The following is an 18,294-nucleotide window of genomic DNA, read 5'->3' as shown; positions in this document are numbered from 1 at the left end:
AGCAGTGAATCAACATCCTGAAGCTAAAATCATTGCAGATTGTTTAATTCGAAATGCTTTTAGGATACTTATTTTGCCTGAATTTAAATAAAAATAAAGTATATTAATAATTTTTCAAAAGTCTAGTTTTGCTTATTTTTGAACAGATTTAAAAAATTTGGTTTCAACTATGGATATAAAATTTAACAGAAACGAGGACTTCAATAAACTTAAAGTTTCAGAATTAAACTCTAAACTTAAAAAGGTTTATTTAGGTGGAGGCGAAAAGCGAATTGAAAAATTGCATGCTAAAGGTAAAATGACCGCTAGAGAACGCATTGATTTTCTGTTAGATGATTCTAAAGAAGCCATTGAAATTGGTGCTTTTGCTGGTGATGGAATGTACCAAGAGCACGGCGGTTGCCCTAGTGGAGGAGTGGTTGTGAAAATTGGAAGTGTTTCAGGAAAAAAAGTGATTGTTGTAGCAAATGATGCTACTGTAAAAGCAGGGGCATGGTTTCCAATTACAGGAAAGAAAAACCTACGGGCGCAAGAAATTTCCATAGAAAATAAGCTTCCTATTATTTACCTAGTAGATAGTGCAGGTGTTTATCTTCCTATGCAAGATGAAATTTTTCCAGATAAAGAACACTTTGGTAGGATTTTTAGAAATAACGCCATTATGAGCAGTATGGGAATTACCCAAATTGCAGCAGTGATGGGAAGTTGTGTTGCAGGAGGTGCTTATTTACCTATTATGAGTGATGAAGCTCTTATTGTTGAGAAAACAGGAAGTATTTTCTTGGCAGGGAGCTATTTAGTAAAAGCCGCTATTGGAGAAAGTGTAGATAATGAAACGCTTGGAGGTGCTTCTACACATTGTGAAATTAGTGGTGTAACTGATTATAAAGCTAAAGACGACCAAGACGCGCTAAACAAAATTAAAAATATAGTAGATAAAATAGGTGATTTTGACTTAGCCGGTTTCAACAGAAAAAAACCGACTCAACCAAAACTCAATCCCGAGGATATTTTTGGCTTGCTGCCTGAAAAACGAAGCGACCAATACGATATGAATGAAATAATCCTTCGCTTGGTAGATGATTCTGATTTTGAGGAATACAAAGCAGGTTTTGGGCAAACCATTATTACAGGTTATGCTAGAATTGACGGCTGGGCTGTAGGAATTGTGGCTAATCAACGCAAAATTGTAAAAACCAAAAAAGGAGAAATGCAATTTGGCGGGGTAATTTATAGTGATTCAGCAGACAAGGCAACGCGCTTTATAGCCAATTGTAATCAGAAGAAAATTCCATTGGTTTTCTTACAAGATGTTACTGGTTTTATGGTGGGAAGTAAAAGTGAACATGGCGGAATTATTAAAGACGGTGCTAAAATGGTAAACGCAGTAAGCAACTCGGTAGTACCAAAATTTACTGTTGTTATTGGAAATTCTTACGGTGCTGGAAATTATGCCATGTGCGGAAAAGCTTATGATCCTCGATTGATTGTTGCCTGGCCAAGTGCCGAGTTAGCAGTAATGAGCGGAAATTCAGCAGCTAAAGTTTTATTGCAAATTGAGACTGCTAGGCTAAAAGCAAAAGGTGAAAAAATTGATGAAACTAAAGAAAAAGAATTATTCGATAAAATAAAGAATAATTACGATGAGCAAACAAGTCCGTATTTTGCAGCAGCAAGAATTTGGACTGATGCTGTGATTAATCCACTAGATACAAGAAAATGGATTTCTAATGGAATTGAAGTTGCCAACCATGCTCCAATTGAAAAAGACTTTAATTTAGGAGTGATTCAAACCTAATATTTCCTAATCAGTTTTAAAGACAAGGCTGAAGTGTTTTCAAGATAAAAGCTTACTTTTGTACAAAATTTAAAGTATGCGAAATTTATCAACAACCGACTGGAAAAGCGAATTAGCAGACGAAAATGCTGTTATTTTGGATGTAAGAACAATTGAAGAATACAATAATGGATTCATTCCTAATTCAGTATTAATAGATATTCAAGATCCTGCTAAGTTTACCGAAGAGATTGAAAAACTAGACCAATCAAAAAAATACTACGTGTATTGTAGTTCAGGTAAACGAAGTACGTTAGCTTGCCAAGTTATGGAAAATATGGGCTTTACCAACTTAGCTAATCTTGAGGGAGGAATATTAGATTGGGATGGCGAAGTTAAACAAGCTTAACATGCGTTATATATATGTTTTTTTTATATTGATAAATGCAGTTAGTTGGGGGCAAACTAAATTAATTTCTGCTGATGAAATGCAGGAGATACTTCAGCAAGAAAGCGTTCAATTAATTGATGTGCGAAGCGTTGAAGAGTTTAATGAAAATTTTGTAAAAGGAGCTCAGAATATAATTTATAATGAAGATTTTGAAAGTAATATTCAGGAATTAGATAAATCGAAACCGGTTGTAGTTTATTGTCAAACAGGAAATAGAAGTAAAGATTGTTCCTCAATCTTACTTGAAAACGGATTCAAGAAAGTAATGGAACTTGAAGATGGATTAGATCAGTGGATTTTTGAAGGGAAACCCACATCAACTAAGTTGAAAAATACTTCTTCTAAATCAGCTGAAAAGGATAATGAAAAATAATGTATCTCATTTTAATTTTTCAGCGCTACTAATAGTTGTCTTTTTAAGTTTTTTAGCTTGTAAAAACGAAACAACAAAACAAGGCTGGAATACCTACAGAACTCCTTACTATCAAATAACTTATCCAGAGAAATTTGAGTTTGTAAAAAAAGGACAATATGATGAAAAAGGAGATCAGATGCTTCAACAAGCAGAATTTTTCTTATATGTTAACGATTCAACTTCAGATGAAAAAAAAGGCTTTCGTCCTAATATAAATTTACTTGTTCAAGACATTTCAAATTTAAATTATACGTTGAAGGATTATGTAGAGTTATCTGAAAAACAAATACTTAATTTGATAAAAGATTCAGAAATTGTAACGAGTAATTCACACAATGATTTCCATAGAATAACGTATAAGGGTAGTTTAGATCAACGAGAATTATTCTTTTATCAACATTACGAAATATACAACAAACAGGCTTTTATACTTACATTTTCAGCTCAAAATACCACTTTTAAAGAGCAAATTGAAATAGTGAAAAGTGTCTTTGATAATTTTAAGCTGAAGTAATTAAGCTTTCTCTTTTCATACTTTTCTAAATTTTATCTAGCATTAGCTATATTTGTAAAATATCTTGAACTAATGAAAATTCATTTTTATAAATACCATGGAGCAGGAAATGATTTTATAATGATTGATGATAGAAATCAAACACATCAACTAACTTCAGAACAAATTTCATTTTTATGCCATAGGCGATTTGGTGTAGGGGCTGATGGACTCATTTTGTTACAAAACGCAGAGCAATACGACTTCAAAATGCTTTATTTTAACGCCGATGGTAAGGAAAGTACAATGTGTGGAAATGGAGGCAGGTGTATTGTAGCTTTTGCACAACAACTGGGAATAGTTTCAAAACAATGTCAGTTTGAAGCTATTGACGGCTTGCACAAAGCAACTATGCTCACAGATGGAGTGAAGCTTGAAATGCAAAATGTTAATGCGATTGTAGTGAACGATAATCAGTTATTTCTGGATACGGGCTCTCCTCACCATATTTTATTTGTAGATGATGTGTCCTTGGTGGATGTAAATGTGGAAGGAGCTAAAATTAGAAACTCCGCACTTTATGGTAAAGCTGGAAGCAATGTTAATTTTGTAGAAACTGATGGTAATTCAATCGCCCTACGAACTTATGAACGTGGCGTTGAAGCAGAAACTTTGGCTTGTGGAACTGGTGTCACCGCCGCAGCTTTGGCATCACATCACCAAGCCAAAACCAAATTGACCTCAATTGAGGTCAAGGCGCAAGGAGGAAACCTGAAAGTCGATTTTAAGTGGGATGAATCTCAAAAAAAATATTATGATATTTGGCTTAGCGGACCAGCTAAATTTGTTTTTGAAGCTTATATACAATGTTAACATTATCAGGCGAACATATTAAATTAAGAGCCTTAGAGCCAAGTGATATCGATTTTCTTTTAGCTATAGAAAATAACGAAGATTTATGGCATTTAAGTTATACTAATCAGCCTTTTTCAAGACATATTTTAATGAAGTATATTGAAAATGCTAACCAAGATATTTACCAAGCTAAGCAATTGCGATTAGTAATTTCTGACGAAAAAAATACTCCCCTTGGGCTAATTGATTTATACGACTTCGATTTTCAGAATAAACGCGCTGGCGTTGGTATTATAGTTGACCTGAATCATCGCCGAAAAGGTTATGCCATAGAAGCACTAAACCTAGTTTGTAAGTATGCCTTTACAAGGTTAGAGTTACATCAACTATTTGCTTCAATTAATCACGGAAACGAATCGAGTAAACATCTTTTTGAGCAGGCAGGTTTTTCTCAAACTTCAGTAAAAAAAGAATGGAATTTTATAGGAGGTAAATTTTACGACGAATATTTTTATCAAAAAATTAATTATGTACATTAGAAGAATTGTTTTAGCTGTTTTATTAATTGGGTTAGTAGTTATGGGCTTTATTAGCTATACTATTTACCAAACTATTTTTGGTCCTAATACTTCTTTTGAAGAAGAAGAGATGTATATTTTTATTGAAACTGAAGCCACCTATGAAGATGTTTTTCAGCAGTTAAAACCTTATTTAGCCGATAGTGGAGGTTTTCATCAAGTAGCCGAAAAAAAGAGTTATCCACAAAACCTTAGGCCTGGGAAATATAGAATAACAAATGGAATGAATAATAATGAGTTAGTTAACGCTCTGCGTGTTAATAATATTCCTGTTCAAGTAAAATTTAATAATCAACACCATCTTCCTTTATTAGCAGGTAAAATTTCTAAGCAAATTGAAGCCGATAGCACAGCCTTAATTAATGCTTTTATGGACCAAGAATTCTTAGCAAAAAATCAGCTTACTGAAGAAAATTTAATGAGCATTTTTGTACCTAATACCTATCAGTTTTTTTGGAATACTAATGCGGAAGAATTTAGAGATCGAATGTTGAAAGAGTACCAAATTTTTTGGACAAGTAAACGCAGAGAAAAAGCAAAAGCCTTAAATCTTAGTACTTTTGAAGTAAGTACATTGGCTTCAATTGTTCAAAATGAAACAGCTAAAGTAGATGAACGACCAAGGGTAGCAGGTGTTTATGTAAATCGGCTAAAGGCTAATATGAAACTTCAAGCAGACCCTACTTTAATTTTCGCGTTAAAAGAAAGTACTCAGAATTTCGATACTATTGTAAAACGGGTCTTGAACAAAGATAAACTGATTCAATCAAAATACAATACTTATTTATATGCTGGTTTACCTCCTGGCCCCATTGCTATGCCTGATATTTCAAGTATAGATGCGGTTTTGAATTATGAAGATCATCAATATTATTATTTTGTTGCTGATGTACAAAATCCAGGTTATCATAAATTTGCTAAAAACTTGAGACAGCATAACCAATATGCTAATCAATACAGGAATTGGGTAAATAAGCAAAAAATTTATAGATAAACTGAACACCAGTAAGTTTACTAAAATCACTCAAATGAAAATATTATTGCTTAGCGATACCCATTCTTATATAGACGATAAAATTCTGTCTTATGCTGCTCAGGCAGACGAGGTTTGGCATGCAGGAGATATAGGTGATTTAAAAGTTACTGATGAATTACAAAAAGTAGCTTTGCTTAGAGCAGTTTATGGCAATATTGATAGTTACAAAATAAGAGGTGAGTTTCCTCTGCATCAACAATTTGTTATTGATGGTTTGTCTGTTTGGATTACACATATTGGTGGTTATCCAAATCGATATAGTAAGGAAGTAAGGGCTAAACTAATACATCAAAGTCCAGATTTATTTATAAGTGGACATTCGCATATTTTGAAAGTAATGCGAGACCCAAAATTAGATTTATTACACATGAATCCTGGTGCTGTAGGTATTCACGGATTTCATGCAAAACGAACCATGCTTCAGTTTGAAATAAATAATGGAAAATTAGAAAACCTTGCCGTAGTTGATTTTGGGAAGCGAGGCAAAAGTTAACTGATTAAGTGTTGATTATTTGTGTATTGAGAAATTACTTAGAAGAAACTTTTAGTTTTTTATCTTCAGTATTACCTATTTGATTTTCTGAAAATTTTGGCTCTAATCGAACTATTTTTACTGTTTTATTGAGCGGTGCTGATTGCTCAGGCCGCTTGGGTTCATTACATGAAAATTTTAGTAAAAGTACGTTTACTAAAACTAGTGAGGATAAAATGGCAATTAATACGAGCATTGATTTCAGTTAATAGTCATTTATAAGACGTTGATAAGTTGAATTGGTTGCGTGAGCAAAGATTTTTTTTAAATATTTTCAAATTCAATTTTCGTATCAATGAGATTGAGGTTAACAAGTTCGTTTTTTACTTTAGCAAACTCATTGATTTTTATTGGATGTTGAGACCACTCAGTTTGATTAAGCCATTGAATAACGTCATTTTCTTTTTGTTGGTAGTTTTGAGCAATTTCTGAAGCTAAGTTTTTTTGGCTTTTTACTTTTTTAGTAATTTGATTAATTATTTGTAATAGGTCTTCTGCTATTTTTTTGTTTTGGTTATAAAATTGTTTTGTGGTAACAATTACGAAACAAGGCCAAGGAGTAGGAACGTCTTCAATATGCTTTAACTCTCCTTGGTCAACTAGTGGTTTGGTTGTAAAATGCTCCCACATAAAATAATCACTAGATTCTGAGTGAATACTTTTTTTAAGTCCTTCAAGATTATTTGCAATAGTAAAATCAAGCTCGTTGTAATTCCAGTTATGACTTTTGGCGTTTATATATGCCATTAAATGCGAACCAGACCCAAGTCTGCTTACACCAATAGTATCATTTTTAAGGTCTTCAATTTTATTTTTTATTGATCCTGCTTTTACATAGATTCCCCAGTATAAAGGAGTTTCAATATATTTTTGGAGTATTTTAAAGGGTTTATGATCGGCAATTTGTTTTATACTACCTTCGGTTAGCATAATTGCCAAATCAACTTCTCCCGTTTCAAGCGCTTCACTCATTTCGCCAGTTCCTCCGTGAAAATCTATCCATGTTAAATCAATTCCAGCTTGTTTAAATAAGCCTTTTTTAATGCCAATTTTCCAAGGATAGTTAAAGTGTTCCGGTACACCGCCAATTTTTATCTTCTTCATCTTAGTAAATTAAATTTTGGCTAAGTGATTCAAGCTAAATTCAATCAACTCCATAATAGTTTCTTTAGGCCGTTTACTAAAATTTCCTGTGGCACGATTCGCAATTATTGCATTAATAGACAAAGCTTGATGTCCTAAAAGTTTAGCTAAGCCATAAATGGCAGAAGTTTCCATTTCTAAGTTGGTTAGCTTTTCATTTTTATATTCAAATTTAGCTAAACGATCAATAAAATCAGGATGCGAAAGCGGTATTCTCAGCACCCTACCCTGAGGGCCATAAAAACCAATATTTGTACCTGTAAACCCAGTATTTATTCGACTGTTAGAAGAATCATTAAAATGATTTAACAATTCTTGGTCTGCTTTTATAAAATAAGGTTGACCAATGTTTGGTGATAAATCTAAATGCTTAATAAGTTGACTAGAAGCTTCCTCCTCAATAATGTTTTGATGCTTATAAAAATGGATTAAACCGTCAAAACCTAGACCAGCTGAAGAAATCACGAATTGATCAACGTCAATTTCTTTTTGAATACTTCCAGAAGTCCCTATTCTTACAAACTTGAGTTTTTTCAATTGTTTTTTTGGCTTTCTAGTTTCAAAATTAATATTAACCAAAGCATCTAATTCATTGAGTACAATGTCAATATTATCAACTCCAATTCCTGTTGAAATTACAGTCATTTTCTTACCCTTGTAAAATCCTGTTTGTGTTTTGAATTCGCGTTTTTGTGTTTCAAAAATCACTTCATCAAAAAAAGAGGTAACCTTAGCTACACGGTCTTGGTCACCAACTGTAATTATAATATCGGCAATATTCTCTTCCTTTAAATTAAGATGATAAATACTAGCATCTGTGTTTAGGATAAGCTCAGAGTTTTTAATTCCCATATTATTTTTTCTTTACAAAGGTAGTTTTCAAAACCAAGCCTTTCACTTTTTTGCTTCTGCATTCAATTTCATCTGCATTGGCGGTAAGGCTAATGTTTTTAAAACTAGTTCCTCTTTTTAGGTTAACTGAAGTTCCTTTCACTTTCAAATCTTTGGTTAAAACAACGGTGTCTCCTTCATTAAGCGGGTTTCCGTTAGCGTCTTTTACTTCATTCATTTTAGCCCCCAACTTTTTTTGTGTTAAACCCTAAATCTTCAAGAATATCTATAATTTCTTCCCTTGTGTTTCCTTGAATAATAATCTCTTCATTTTTAACTGAACCTCCAACTCCAAGCTCAGTTTTAAAGATTTTAGCTAATTCTTTAAAATCTTTTTTAGCACCATTATAGCCTTTAATTATGGTGTTTACTTTTCCTTTTCTTTTTTCAAAATGACAGTACAATGGTTCATCTTGAATCCATAGTCCGTTTTTTTCATTTTCTTCATTTACGGGTTCTGAAGTAGCGTGTTCAGGAAATAAATCTTTCAATTGATCTTTTAAATCCATAGCGTGTTTTTATTTTTTCTTAAGGTTTTCAAATTGACCTAAGAAACTTTTTAATTGCGGTTTTATTTTTTAACTAAACCAATTTCTACTAATCGTTGGTGTAAAAATTCACCGGCGGTAATATTTTCGTATTGTTTTGGGTTGTTTTCATCAATACATTCTTCTAAGCAATCTAGTTTCATTTCGCTTCTAGGGTGCATAAAAAATGGAATAGAATACCTTGGTTTATCCCATTCTTCTTTAGGTGGGTTGACAACTCGATGAATCGTTGAACGTAATTTATTATTGGTATGGCGTTCAAGCATATCTCCTACATTTATTACTAATTCATCTTCCCCTGGTTTAGCATCTATCCAATCTCCATCACGATTTTGAACTTGTAAGCCACCTGTAGAAGCTCCCATTAAAAGCGTAATTAAATTAATGTCTCCATGTGCACCTGCTCTAACGGCTCCTTTAGGCTCTTCTGTTATGGGCGGATAATGAATAGGTCTTAAAATGGAATTTCCGTTGCTTGCCCAATAATCAAAATAAGTTTCCTTTACACCAATGTGTAAGGCTAAAGCTCTAAGTACGTAAATTCCTGTCTTTTCTAGCATTTTGTAGGCTTGCATACCCGTGTGATTAAAATCAGGAACTTCTTCAACAATCACATTATCTGGGTATTTTTCTTGCAAATTAGCGTCTGTATCAGGTGCTTGGCCAAAATGCCAAAACTCTTTTAAATCACCTTCTTTCTTTCCCTTTGCATGTTCTTTTCCAAAAGACACATAACCTCTTTGACCACCTATGTCGTTTCTCTCGTATTTTTCTTTGGTTTTCGTAGGAAGATCAAAAAATTTTTTAACTTCAACATATAGTTTTTCAACTAAGTCATCACTTAGGAAATGATTTTTTAGGGAAACAAACCCAATTTCTTCATATGCACTTCCAATTTCATCTACAAACTTTTGTTTTCTTTCGGGGTCTTCTGATAAAAAATCTGCCAAATCAACACTGGGTATATTTGTCATTGCCATAGGTTCTAAATTTTAAAGATTAGCAAATTTAATCAATTAAATCTAAATGAGCTTAAAATGATGTCTTAATAGACCGCCAATTCTAGAAAAATGAGTTTTTTTAATCGTGAATAAATTTGTTTGTTCGCCAATATAAAAATCGACTTTCAATTTGTAACACTTGTTTAACTTTAATTCTTTTAGCTTAAACAAAATCTTTCCTACTTTTGAATTAACAAAAATGATTAATGAAAATATACGAATTTAAGGCAAAACAAGAATTACCTATAAGTCAAGAAGAAGCTTGGGAATTTTTATCAAATCCTAAAAACCTTCAGAAAATTATGCCTTCAAGTATGGGTTTTCAAATTGTCTCTGGAGCCAACCAAACTATGTATGCGGGGCAAATTATTCAGTATAAAGTAACTCCATTGCCTGGGTTTAAAACTAAGTGGGTGACTGAAATTACTCAGGTTAAAAAGCCTTTTTATTTTGTAGATATTCAGCTCGATGGCCCCTATAAACTTTGGCATCACAAGCATTTTATTCACCCTACAGACCAAGGTGTTATTATTGAAGACATCGTTCATTACGCTGTGCCTTTTGGTTGGTTGGGAAGCGCATTGCACCCTTTTATTATACGACCTAAATTAGAAGAAATTTTCACGAATCGAGTAGAAAAAATGAATCAATTATTTAAATAAATTTTGCTATGAAAAAGAATATTTTATTAATAGGAGGGAGTACTGGAATTGGCTATGAAACCGCAAAACTCCTTCATGAAAATCACCACATAATTGTTGCTTCAAGAAATCAAGGAGAGCTGGCAAGCCTCAATGTTACCCATCATAAATTTGATGTTATGACAGACGATTTAAGCGAATTAGACTTGCCAGAACAGATTGACGGTTTGGTTTATTTACCGGGATCTATCAATTTAAAACCTTTTAAGATGATGAAAACTGAAGTTTTTGAAGAAGACTTTCAGCTTAATTTTATGGGACTGGTTAAATCGACTAAAGCTGTTTTGAAGCAGTTGAAAAATTCTGAACAAGCCAGTATTGTGTATTACAGTACTGTTGCTGTGCAAACTGGAATGCCTTTCCATACTAGTGTAGCAGCAGCAAAAGGCGCTATTGAAGGATTTGCTAGATCTCTGGCGGCCGAGTATGCACCTTCATTAAGAGTAAATGTGATTGCACCTTCATTAACTAATACACCATTAGCAGGAAAGCTTCTTGGTAACGAAAAGAAAAAAGAGAAAATGGATGAGCGTCATCCTCTAAAACGGGTTGGTGAAGCAATTGATTTAGCTAAAGTAACGGCCTTTTTACTTTCTGATGACAGTAGTTGGATTACTGGTCAGGTGTTGGGCGTAGATGGAGGAATGTCTTCGTTGAATGTAAGCTAGATGATTCAGATTTTAATGAATAAATTTAAAATTTGATTTTATATTATCGCCTTAGATGAATTAATTTAGGTCGATTTTTTATATGCTAGAGTTTAAAAATAAACGATGAAAGAAAAAGTTTCAATATTTTGGTTCAGAAGAGATTTACGTTGGGAAGATAATGTTGGTCTGTATAACGCGCTTCAGTCGGATTACCCCGTCATCCCTCTTTTTATTTTTGATAAACACATATTAAACAAACTTCCAAAGAATGATGCACGAGTGAGTTTTATTTTTGATGAATTGCAGAAAATGAGGAATACTGCTCAAGAAAAATTTGCTTCTTCCATTGCCATGTATCATGGTTATCCTGAGGAAGTTTTTTCGCAGCTAATCTCTGAATTTTCAATAGCAGAAGTGCACACCAACCGAGATTACGAACCCTACGCAAAAAAGAGAGATGCTAAGATAGAAGCTTTGTTAGCTCAAAATGGAGTTGAATTCCATACTTATAAAGATCAGGTTTTTTTTGAACCTAATGAAGTGCAAAAGCAAGACGGCGGCATGTATTTGGTTTATACGCCCTACATGAAGCAGTGGAAAAAAATATTTGAGGATTCAAAATTAACACTAGCTTCTTCAGAAAATCACCTGAATAAGTTATATAAAAATAGTCGATTACCCAATCTTAGTTTAGCTGATATGGATTTTGAAAAATCTGAAATTCAGGTTCCCAACTATCAATTGAATAAAAATTTTATTGAAGATTATGAATCAACCAGAGATATTCCTTCAATTGAGGGAACCTCAAGATTAAGTCCTCATTTGCGATTTGGTACTGTAGGTTATCGAAAAATACTTCAACAAGCCATGAAAAGCAAAAATGAAATTTTTTGGAATGAGTTGATTTGGAGAGAATTTTATAAGGCTATTCTATACCATTTTCCTGAAACTGTAAACCGTTCATTTAAGCCGAAATACGATCAAATTGAATGGCGAAATAACGAAGATGAATTTGAAAAATGGAAACAAGGAAAAACAGGCTACCCAATAGTTGATGCTGGTATGCGCCAACTTAATGAAACCGGTTGGATGCACAACCGAATTAGAATGATAGTTGGAAGTTTTTTATGTAAACATTTGCTTATTGATTGGCGGTGGGGAGAAGCTTATTTTGCAGAAAAGCTGTTGGATTATGAAATGTCTTCCAATATTGGCGGTTGGCAGTGGATAGCAGGAAGTGGAGTAGATGCAGCACCTTATTTTAGGGTGTTTAATCCTTATTCTCAAACCGATAAATTTGACAAGCAAAAGAAATACATCAATAAATGGGTGGCAGAGATCAATACATCAACTTACCCCGAACCTATGGTTGAGCATAAAATGGCTAGACAACGCTGTTTAGCTACCTATAAATTAGCATTGAAAAGTTAATCTTTAAATTCAAGTAATGAATTAATTAGTTTAATTTTGATTTTTTGTCAATTACTAGCAAACTATTGAGGAGGCTATCAACTTTTTAAAACATAAACAATGAGATTTCACACAAGAAAATGGATAAAACCAAACGATTTAAATCCAAATTCATCACTTTTTGGAGGCCGGCTTTTAGAGTGGATAGATGAAGAAGCCGCGTTGTATTCAACTATTCAAACTGAAAACCATCGAATGGTGACGAAATATATGAGTGAGATTGAATTTGTAAGCTCAGCCAAGCAAGGAGATATTGTTGAAATTGGTATTGATGTAGTTAAATTTGGAAAATCCTCTGTTACACTCACCTGCGAAGTAAGGAACAAAATGACAAGAAAAACCATTATTAAAATTGGAAAAATTGTAATGGTTGGCCTAGATGAACACGGAAACCCAAAACCTCACGGAAAAACAAAAATTGAATTTGTAAAAGATCGTTTAAATGAAGACTATTAAGATTTTATAGCCTTATCATATAATACCTCTACAAATTTAGACCATTTGTTAAGTTGAAAAAAATATTAACTTTAAACAATGGAAACAATGCGAAAATCACGAAGAAAATTCACTTCAGAATTTAAAACAAAAGTCGCCTTAGAGGCTTTAAAAGAGCGTTATAGTTTATCAGAACTAGCAGAGCGTTTTGAATTGCACCCGAACCAAATTAGTCAATGGAAGCAAGAGTTTTTAGAAAAATCAAAGGATGTTTTTGACAAAAAATCACCTAAACCCAGCAGAAGACGGAATAACCTTGTACCGTGGCATAAAAAAATGGATGGAAAGATATCATAATAGAAACCATCAGGGTATAAACAAAAAGCCTATAGAAAAATATAAAAATGCAGCTTAAAATTCAACTAAGAAAAAACTAAAAGTGGTTTAAAGAAATGAGGGTATTATACACATAGCTTTGGATATTATACTAATGCTAAACCCTCAAATAACTTTGCTTATCAAATAAGCATTAATAAGGACTCTATAAAAGTTGAAGAATATTGAAAAACTGATCCTAATAATTAAGCTTTTCATTTAAAAAAACGCTGTTCAATTGTAAAATTGCATTTTACGACCATAATCCATCTTTTTCAATCCGTTCTTTTCTGCCCTAAATCGCCTAGAATCAATTTAAAGTACAAGCTTATTTTAATTTTTAGTATAAAAATCCACTTAAAATTATATTTTTGTAAACCAATAATTTAATGTTTAATCAAACAAATCAAATTCAATGAAAGTAACAGTAGTAGGAGCAGGAGCAGTAGGTGCAAGTTGTGCCGAATATATTGCCATCAAAAATTTTGCGTCGGAGGTAGTTTTAGTCGATATTAAAGAAAACTTTGCAGAAGGTAAAGCAATGGACTTAATGCAAACCGCCTCATTAAATGGTTTTGATACAAAAATTGTTGGAAGCACAAACGATTATACTAAAACAGCCAATTCTGATGTAGCTGTAATTACCAGTGGTATTCCGAGAAAACCAGGAATGACACGTGAAGAATTAATTGGAATAAATGCAGGTATTGTAAAAGAAGTTGCCCAAAACATCATTAAACATTCGCCAAATGTGATTTTAATTGTGGTAAGTAACCCAATGGACACCATGACCTATTTAGCTCATAAAGAATTAGGTTTACCTAAAAATCGAATTATAGGAATGGGAGGTGCTTTAGATAGCGCTCGTTTCAAGTACCGTTTAGCTGAAGCCCTAGAATGTCCAGCTTCAGATGTTGACGGAATGGTAATTGGAGGTCATAGTGATACTGGTATGGTGCCACTAACTAGCTTGGCAACAAGAAACAGTGTTAGAGTAACAGAATTTTTGTCTGATAATCGCTTAGACGAAGTAGCTGCCGAAACACGCGTTGGTGGTGCAACATTAACAAAAATGTTAGGAACTTCCGCTTGGTATGCACCAGGTGCAGCAGTTTCTTCTTTGGTTCATTCAATTGCTTGTGACCAGAAGAAAATGTTTCCTTGTTCAACTTACCTTGAAGGAGAATATGGCTTAAATGATTTATGTATTGGAGTTCCTGTGATTTTAGGAAAAGACGGTATAGAAAAAGTTGTAGAATTAGACCTAGCTGAAGCCGATCAAAAAGCACTTCAAGAAAGTGCAGAAGCCGTTAAGAAAACAAACTCACTCCTAGAGTAGTATAGTATAATTATAATTAAAACCTTCAGTAAGCATCAATCCATAACTGGTTTTTTGTTGGCTGAAGGTTTTTTCTTTTAGGATGAAATTATATGTGTAGAATAATTGTCATTTCACTTCACAAAACCTATATTTGTCCGTTTTTTAAATTAACATAATTAAATAAAGCATAATGCACAACAAAGGATTAATCAAATTATTTGCAATACTGTTTGCTGTAGTAAGTATTTATCAGCTTTCGTTTACCTACATTGCTAATAAAATTGAGGGCGATGCTGAAAATTTTGCTGTTCAAGCTGTAAGCGACCAACTTGAAAATTACCCCGAGCAGCGTGATTTGAAAGCACAACGTTATTTAGATTCAATAGCTAATGAACCTTACATTGCTGGAATAACCTACAATGTTGCCAAAGAAAAAGAATTAAACAGAGGTCTTGACTTAAAAGGAGGGATTAATGTAATTCTTCAGATTTCTGTAAAAGAATTGTTGGTTGGTTTGTCTAATAATTCGAAAGATGAAAAATTCTTACAGGCGCTTGAAGCTACCGATGAAGCTTTCAAAACAAGTGCAGAAAATTACTTGGAAACCTTCTTTGATGAATTTGAAAAAATTGAAGGAGCAAGATTGGCTTCACCAAGTATTTTTGCCAACAGAACTCTTGAAGAAGTTGATTTTGATGCCGAAAATTCTGATGTTAGGCCCACCCTAAGAAGAAGAATTGACGAAAGTATAACTTCTGCCTTTGAAGTTATTAGAGAGCGTATTGATAAATTTGGTGTAACCCAACCTAATATTCAGCGTTTAGGAAATTCAGGAAGAATTTTAGTTGAATTACCTGGTGCAAAAGATATTAGTCGTGTGCAAAATTTACTTCAAAGTACAGCCCAATTAGAGTTTTGGGATGTGTTTAAAGGAAGTGAATTTCAGGAGTTTTTATTTGAAGCTGACCAAGTTATTGCAGCTGAATTAAATAAAGATTCTTCTAAACAAGAGAAGGAGGAAGATGAGATTGATGACGTTGATGCAGATATAGACGATTTATTAGCTTCAGACGATATTGACGAAGAAAACTTAGCAGATAAGAAACCTCTATTAAGTAGGTTGGAATCTTTAGGAAATCCCGAAGGACCAGTGATTGCTTACTTTTCTGAAAGAGATACAGCCACTGTTGGAGCATACTTAAGAAAAGATGCCGTTCGTGCTAAATTACCAGCAGAGCTTCGCTATGCCGAATTTGTTTGGGGAAAACCAGCGAAAGAGTCTAATATAGTAGAGCTTTACGCTCTTAAATCTAATCGAAACAAAGAACCGCAATTAAGTGGTTCGGTAGTCACCAACGCACAGCAAAGCTTCGATCAAATGGGGCGTGTTGCTGTAACCATGCAAATGGACCGACGAGGAGCTAAAAAATGGGAAGAAATGACCAAAAATGCAGCTCAAAACAGAAGTCAAATTGCTATTGTTTTAGATAATATTGTTTACTCTGCACCAGGAGCTTCACAAGCTATCTCTGGTGGTCGTTCTGAAATTACAGGTGAGTTTAGTGTTAAAGAAGCTCAAGATTTGGCCAACGTACTTAGAGCAGGTAAACTTCCAGCAAAAGCAGAGATTATTCAAAGTGAAATTGTAGGGCCTTCACTAGGACAAGAGGCTATTGAAGCAGGAATATACTCATTTATTATTGCCTTAATTTTCGTTTTGCTTTGGATGATTTTCTACTACGGTAGAGCAGGTGTTTATGCAGATGTAGCTTTGGTAATCAACATCTTATTTATCTTCGGTATTCTTGCAGGACTAGGCGCCGTACTTACTTTACCTGGTATAGCTGGTATTGTACTTACCATTGGTATGTCGGTTGATGCTAACGTTCTTATCTTTGAACGTATCAGAGAAGAATTAAGAGATCCCGAAAAAGACACTAAAATGGCTATTAATGATGGATTTAAAAATTCATTATCTTCTATTTTGGATGCGAATATCACTACGGGATTAACGGGAATTATTTTATTAGTTTTTGGAACTGGTCCAGTGAAAGGTTTCGCTACAACCTTATTAATAGGTATAGGTACATCCTTGTTTACCGCTATTTTTATTACTAGAATGTTTATTGATAAGTACGCTGTTAAAAATAAACCTATCGATTTTGCTACTAAAATGACTAAAAATTTCTTAGTGGATATTTATGTGAAGTTTTTAGAAAAACGTAAAGTTGCTTATATCATTTCAGGAATTATAATTGCAGTAAGTATTTTTTCTTTAACTACTAATGGTCTTAATCAAGGAGTCGATTTTGTTGGAGGTAGAACATATACAGTAAGATTTGACCAATCTGTTAACGCAGTTGAGTTGAAAAGTAAAATTAATGAACGCCTAGGTTCTCCTGAAGTTAAAACTTTTGGAGCTAACAACCAAGTGAGAGTTACTACTAATTATAAAATTGACGTTGAAGGACAAGGCGTAGATCAAGAAATTCAAACTATTTTATTTGAAGAGTTTAAAGACATTCTACCTGCAGGATTTACTTTTGAAGATTTCCAAGTTGGTGGAGAAAATGAAGAATATGGTATTATGTCCTCTATGAAAGTAGGACCAACTATTGCTGAGGATATTAAACGAGCATCTTATTATGCTATTTTTGGATCTTTATTAGTTGTATTTATTTATATTTTATTGCGATTTAGAAAGTGGCAGTTTAGTTTAGGGGCTGTGGCAGCTGTAACTCACGATGTTTTAATTGTTTTAGGAGTATTCTCACTAACTTACAATTTCATGCCTTTTAATATGGAAATTAATCAGGCATTTATTGCGGCTATTCTTACGGTAATTGGTTACTCCCTTAATGATACGGTAGTTGTATTTGACCGCGTTAGAGAAGTACTGAAATTAAAACCAGACGGAGTTCTTAAAGGAGTAATTAATGATGGTATTAGTAGTACTTTAAGTAGAACTATAAATACCTCCCTCACTACTTTAGTGGTTTTAATTGCAATCTTTATCTTTGGAGGAGAGAGCATTAGAGGCTTTATGTTTGCACTTATTATTGGTGTGCTTGTTGGTACTTATTCATCGGTATTTATTGCAACTCCTGTAATGTACGATACAGCTAAGAAAAATGGAATAGACCTAAGAACACAAGAGGAAAAAGAGGAAGCAGAAGGCTTAGCAACTGGCCAAGCTTAATTTTGTTTATCACTTAATAATTAGAGCCGCACTTAATCAGTGTGGCTTTTTTTTTGGATATAAAAAAATAATTCTCTGATAAATAGGTATTAAATCCAGTTTAGAGAGAAAATAATAGATCAGTTATTGCAATATGAAAAAGCCAAAAAGTATGAGGCTTACTTCATCTATTGTTTTGCATAAAACATAGTCTTGATTTAAACTTAGATTGAGCTTCATCTTAATAATTTTTAAAAGAGTTGTTTTAGATTGTTGTAAATAGTAAATTTATAAGATCTCTATAAGAAAGATTTAGGTGAGTATATTATTGAATTGTTTAGAGGTATTTTACTTAAAGCTTATATTTTCAAATAGTTCTTGTTTACATTTTCTACAACTAATTTTTTTGAAGATGGAAGCTTCAATTTTAAATAATTTTAAGTG

Annotated in this window: 21 protein-coding genes; 15 read left to right on the top strand and 6 right to left on the bottom strand. The window is 33.3% G+C overall.

Annotated elements, in window-relative coordinates; genetic code table 11:
• Positions 1 to 169 precede the first annotated feature (169 nt).
• The 8 genes from G7034_RS03320 (at position 170) to G7034_RS03285 (ending at position 6,098) form a co-directional block, all read left to right on the top strand.
• Positions 170 to 1,798, top strand: a complete 1,629-nt coding sequence (locus G7034_RS03320; protein ID WP_166399543.1) for an acyl-CoA carboxylase subunit beta — start codon at positions 170 to 172, stop codon at positions 1,796 to 1,798.
• 76 nt (positions 1,799 to 1,874) lie between these two features.
• Entirely contained in the window at positions 1,875 to 2,186 is a 312-nt protein-coding gene (locus G7034_RS03315; protein ID WP_166399542.1) for a rhodanese-like domain-containing protein, read from the top strand.
• A gap of 1 nt (position 2,187) precedes the next feature.
• A complete protein-coding gene (locus G7034_RS03310; protein ID WP_166399541.1) occupies positions 2,188 to 2,601 on the top strand; it encodes a rhodanese-like domain-containing protein in 414 nt (137 codons plus the stop codon).
• Positions 2,591 to 3,157, top strand: coding sequence for a hypothetical protein (locus G7034_RS03305; protein WP_166399540.1), 567 nt, complete (start codon positions 2,591 to 2,593; stop codon positions 3,155 to 3,157). The genes G7034_RS03310 and G7034_RS03305 overlap by 11 nt, the downstream gene beginning before the upstream one ends.
• 72 nt (positions 3,158 to 3,229) lie before the next feature.
• Positions 3,230 to 4,009, top strand: coding sequence for a diaminopimelate epimerase (gene dapF, locus G7034_RS03300; protein ID WP_166399539.1), 780 nt, complete (start codon positions 3,230 to 3,232; stop codon positions 4,007 to 4,009).
• Positions 4,003 to 4,530: a GNAT family N-acetyltransferase gene (locus tag G7034_RS03295; protein ID WP_166399538.1), complete on the top strand. Its 528-nt coding sequence runs from the start codon at positions 4,003 to 4,005 to the stop codon at positions 4,528 to 4,530. Before dapF ends, G7034_RS03295 begins: the two co-directional genes overlap by 7 nt.
• Complete coding sequence (gene mltG / locus G7034_RS03290; RefSeq protein WP_166399537.1) at positions 4,520 to 5,563, top strand: endolytic transglycosylase MltG; 1,044 nt, start codon at positions 4,520 to 4,522, stop codon at positions 5,561 to 5,563. Before G7034_RS03295 ends, mltG begins: the two co-directional genes overlap by 11 nt.
• A 34-nt stretch (positions 5,564 to 5,597) precedes the next feature.
• On the top strand, positions 5,598 to 6,098 hold the full coding sequence (locus G7034_RS03285) for a metallophosphoesterase family protein (protein ID WP_166399536.1): 501 nt from the start codon (positions 5,598 to 5,600) through the stop codon (positions 6,096 to 6,098).
• 34 nt (positions 6,099 to 6,132) lie between these two features.
• On the opposite strand, the gene G7034_RS03280 is transcribed toward G7034_RS03285, so the two are convergent.
• The 6 genes from G7034_RS03280 to G7034_RS03255 all read right to left on the bottom strand — a co-directional run bounded on the left by G7034_RS03280 (position 6,133) and on the right by G7034_RS03255 (position 9,693).
• Positions 6,133 to 6,333: a hypothetical protein gene (locus tag G7034_RS03280; protein ID WP_166399535.1), complete on the bottom strand. Its 201-nt coding sequence runs from the start codon at positions 6,331 to 6,333 to the stop codon at positions 6,133 to 6,135.
• Positions 6,334 to 6,401: 68 nt separating this feature from the next.
• Positions 6,402 to 7,241 (bottom strand): ABC transporter substrate-binding protein, encoded by an 840-nt coding sequence (locus G7034_RS03275; RefSeq protein WP_166399534.1) that lies wholly within the window; start codon positions 7,239 to 7,241, stop codon positions 6,402 to 6,404.
• A 9-nt stretch (positions 7,242 to 7,250) separates the two neighbouring features.
• Positions 7,251 to 8,132, bottom strand: a complete 882-nt coding sequence (locus G7034_RS03270; protein ID WP_166399533.1) for a nucleoside phosphorylase — start codon at positions 8,130 to 8,132, stop codon at positions 7,251 to 7,253.
• A 1-nt stretch (position 8,133) separates the two neighbouring features.
• Positions 8,134 to 8,349 (bottom strand): alkylphosphonate utilization protein, encoded by a 216-nt coding sequence (locus G7034_RS03265; protein WP_166399532.1) that lies wholly within the window; start codon positions 8,347 to 8,349, stop codon positions 8,134 to 8,136.
• A 1-nt stretch (position 8,350) separates the two neighbouring features.
• On the bottom strand, positions 8,351 to 8,680 hold the full coding sequence (locus tag G7034_RS03260; protein ID WP_166399531.1) for a translation initiation factor: 330 nt from the start codon (positions 8,678 to 8,680) through the stop codon (positions 8,351 to 8,353).
• Positions 8,681 to 8,742: 62 nt separating this feature from the next.
• Positions 8,743 to 9,693 carry an isopenicillin N synthase family dioxygenase gene (locus G7034_RS03255; protein WP_166399563.1) on the bottom strand — a complete coding sequence of 317 codons (951 nt, stop codon included), beginning with the start codon at positions 9,691 to 9,693 and terminating at the stop codon, positions 8,743 to 8,745.
• Between the two features lie 233 nt (positions 9,694 to 9,926).
• Here G7034_RS03255 and G7034_RS03250 point away from each other — a divergent pair, with 233 nt between their 5' ends.
• The 7 genes from G7034_RS03250 (at position 9,927) to secDF (ending at position 17,871) form a co-directional block, all read left to right on the top strand.
• On the top strand, positions 9,927 to 10,382 hold the full coding sequence (locus G7034_RS03250) for an SRPBCC family protein (RefSeq protein ID WP_166399530.1): 456 nt from the start codon (positions 9,927 to 9,929) through the stop codon (positions 10,380 to 10,382).
• Between the two features lie 8 nt (positions 10,383 to 10,390).
• Positions 10,391 to 11,089 carry an SDR family NAD(P)-dependent oxidoreductase gene (locus tag G7034_RS03245; protein WP_166399529.1) on the top strand — a complete coding sequence of 233 codons (699 nt, stop codon included), beginning with the start codon at positions 10,391 to 10,393 and terminating at the stop codon, positions 11,087 to 11,089.
• A gap of 105 nt (positions 11,090 to 11,194) precedes the next feature.
• Positions 11,195 to 12,502 carry a cryptochrome/photolyase family protein gene (locus G7034_RS03240; protein ID WP_166399528.1) on the top strand — a complete coding sequence of 436 codons (1,308 nt, stop codon included), beginning with the start codon at positions 11,195 to 11,197 and terminating at the stop codon, positions 12,500 to 12,502.
• Between the two features lie 99 nt (positions 12,503 to 12,601).
• On the top strand, positions 12,602 to 12,997 hold the full coding sequence (locus G7034_RS03235; RefSeq protein WP_166399527.1) for an acyl-CoA thioesterase: 396 nt from the start codon (positions 12,602 to 12,604) through the stop codon (positions 12,995 to 12,997).
• Positions 12,998 to 13,075: 78 nt separating this feature from the next.
• Positions 13,076 to 13,333, top strand: coding sequence for a transposase (locus G7034_RS03230; protein WP_166399526.1), 258 nt, complete (start codon positions 13,076 to 13,078; stop codon positions 13,331 to 13,333).
• A 433-nt stretch (positions 13,334 to 13,766) separates the two neighbouring features.
• A complete protein-coding gene (gene mdh / locus G7034_RS03225; RefSeq protein WP_166399525.1) occupies positions 13,767 to 14,690 on the top strand; it encodes a malate dehydrogenase in 924 nt (307 codons plus the stop codon).
• A 172-nt stretch (positions 14,691 to 14,862) separates the two neighbouring features.
• Positions 14,863 to 17,871: a protein translocase subunit SecDF gene (gene secDF, locus G7034_RS03220; protein ID WP_166399524.1), complete on the top strand. Its 3,009-nt coding sequence runs from the start codon at positions 14,863 to 14,865 to the stop codon at positions 17,869 to 17,871.
• Positions 17,872 to 18,294: the final 423 nt, after the last annotated feature.

The sequence above is a fragment of the Psychroflexus maritimus genome (assembly GCF_011089875.1).
GTDB classification, from domain to species: domain Bacteria; phylum Bacteroidota; class Bacteroidia; order Flavobacteriales; family Flavobacteriaceae; genus Psychroflexus; species Psychroflexus maritimus.
Note: the sequence above shows the minus strand (reverse complement) of the source record. Positions and strands in the feature narration are given on the sequence as shown.

What these genes read in the sequence shown, in the direction of transcription:
- G7034_RS03320 (WP_166399543.1), top strand. Translation starts at nt 170, where the DNA reads ATGGATATAAAATTTAACAGAAACGAGGACTTCAATAAACTTAAAGTT.
- G7034_RS03315 (WP_166399542.1), top strand. Translation starts at nt 1,875, where the DNA reads ATGCGAAATTTATCAACAACCGACTGGAAAAGCGAATTAGCAGACGAA.
- G7034_RS03310 (WP_166399541.1), top strand. Translation starts at nt 2,188, where the DNA reads ATGCGTTATATATATGTTTTTTTTATATTGATAAATGCAGTTAGTTGG.
- G7034_RS03305 (WP_166399540.1), top strand. Translation starts at nt 2,591, where the DNA reads ATGAAAAATAATGTATCTCATTTTAATTTTTCAGCGCTACTAATAGTT.
- dapF (WP_166399539.1), top strand. Translation starts at nt 3,230, where the DNA reads ATGAAAATTCATTTTTATAAATACCATGGAGCAGGAAATGATTTTATA.
- G7034_RS03295 (WP_166399538.1), top strand. Translation starts at nt 4,003, where the DNA reads ATGTTAACATTATCAGGCGAACATATTAAATTAAGAGCCTTAGAGCCA.
- mltG (WP_166399537.1), top strand. Translation starts at nt 4,520, where the DNA reads ATGTACATTAGAAGAATTGTTTTAGCTGTTTTATTAATTGGGTTAGTA.
- G7034_RS03285 (WP_166399536.1), top strand. Translation starts at nt 5,598, where the DNA reads ATGAAAATATTATTGCTTAGCGATACCCATTCTTATATAGACGATAAA.
- G7034_RS03280 (WP_166399535.1), bottom strand. Translation starts at nt 6,333, where the DNA reads ATGCTCGTATTAATTGCCATTTTATCCTCACTAGTTTTAGTAAACGTA.
- G7034_RS03275 (WP_166399534.1), bottom strand. Translation starts at nt 7,241, where the DNA reads ATGAAGAAGATAAAAATTGGCGGTGTACCGGAACACTTTAACTATCCT.
- G7034_RS03270 (WP_166399533.1), bottom strand. Translation starts at nt 8,132, where the DNA reads ATGGGAATTAAAAACTCTGAGCTTATCCTAAACACAGATGCTAGTATT.
- G7034_RS03265 (WP_166399532.1), bottom strand. Translation starts at nt 8,349, where the DNA reads ATGAATGAAGTAAAAGACGCTAACGGAAACCCGCTTAATGAAGGAGAC.
- G7034_RS03260 (WP_166399531.1), bottom strand. Translation starts at nt 8,680, where the DNA reads ATGGATTTAAAAGATCAATTGAAAGATTTATTTCCTGAACACGCTACT.
- G7034_RS03255 (WP_166399563.1), bottom strand. Translation starts at nt 9,693, where the DNA reads ATGACAAATATACCCAGTGTTGATTTGGCAGATTTTTTATCAGAAGAC.
- G7034_RS03250 (WP_166399530.1), top strand. Translation starts at nt 9,927, where the DNA reads ATGAAAATATACGAATTTAAGGCAAAACAAGAATTACCTATAAGTCAA.
- G7034_RS03245 (WP_166399529.1), top strand. Translation starts at nt 10,391, where the DNA reads ATGAAAAAGAATATTTTATTAATAGGAGGGAGTACTGGAATTGGCTAT.
- G7034_RS03240 (WP_166399528.1), top strand. Translation starts at nt 11,195, where the DNA reads ATGAAAGAAAAAGTTTCAATATTTTGGTTCAGAAGAGATTTACGTTGG.
- G7034_RS03235 (WP_166399527.1), top strand. Translation starts at nt 12,602, where the DNA reads ATGAGATTTCACACAAGAAAATGGATAAAACCAAACGATTTAAATCCA.
- G7034_RS03230 (WP_166399526.1), top strand. Translation starts at nt 13,076, where the DNA reads ATGGAAACAATGCGAAAATCACGAAGAAAATTCACTTCAGAATTTAAA.
- mdh (WP_166399525.1), top strand. Translation starts at nt 13,767, where the DNA reads ATGAAAGTAACAGTAGTAGGAGCAGGAGCAGTAGGTGCAAGTTGTGCC.
- secDF (WP_166399524.1), top strand. Translation starts at nt 14,863, where the DNA reads ATGCACAACAAAGGATTAATCAAATTATTTGCAATACTGTTTGCTGTA.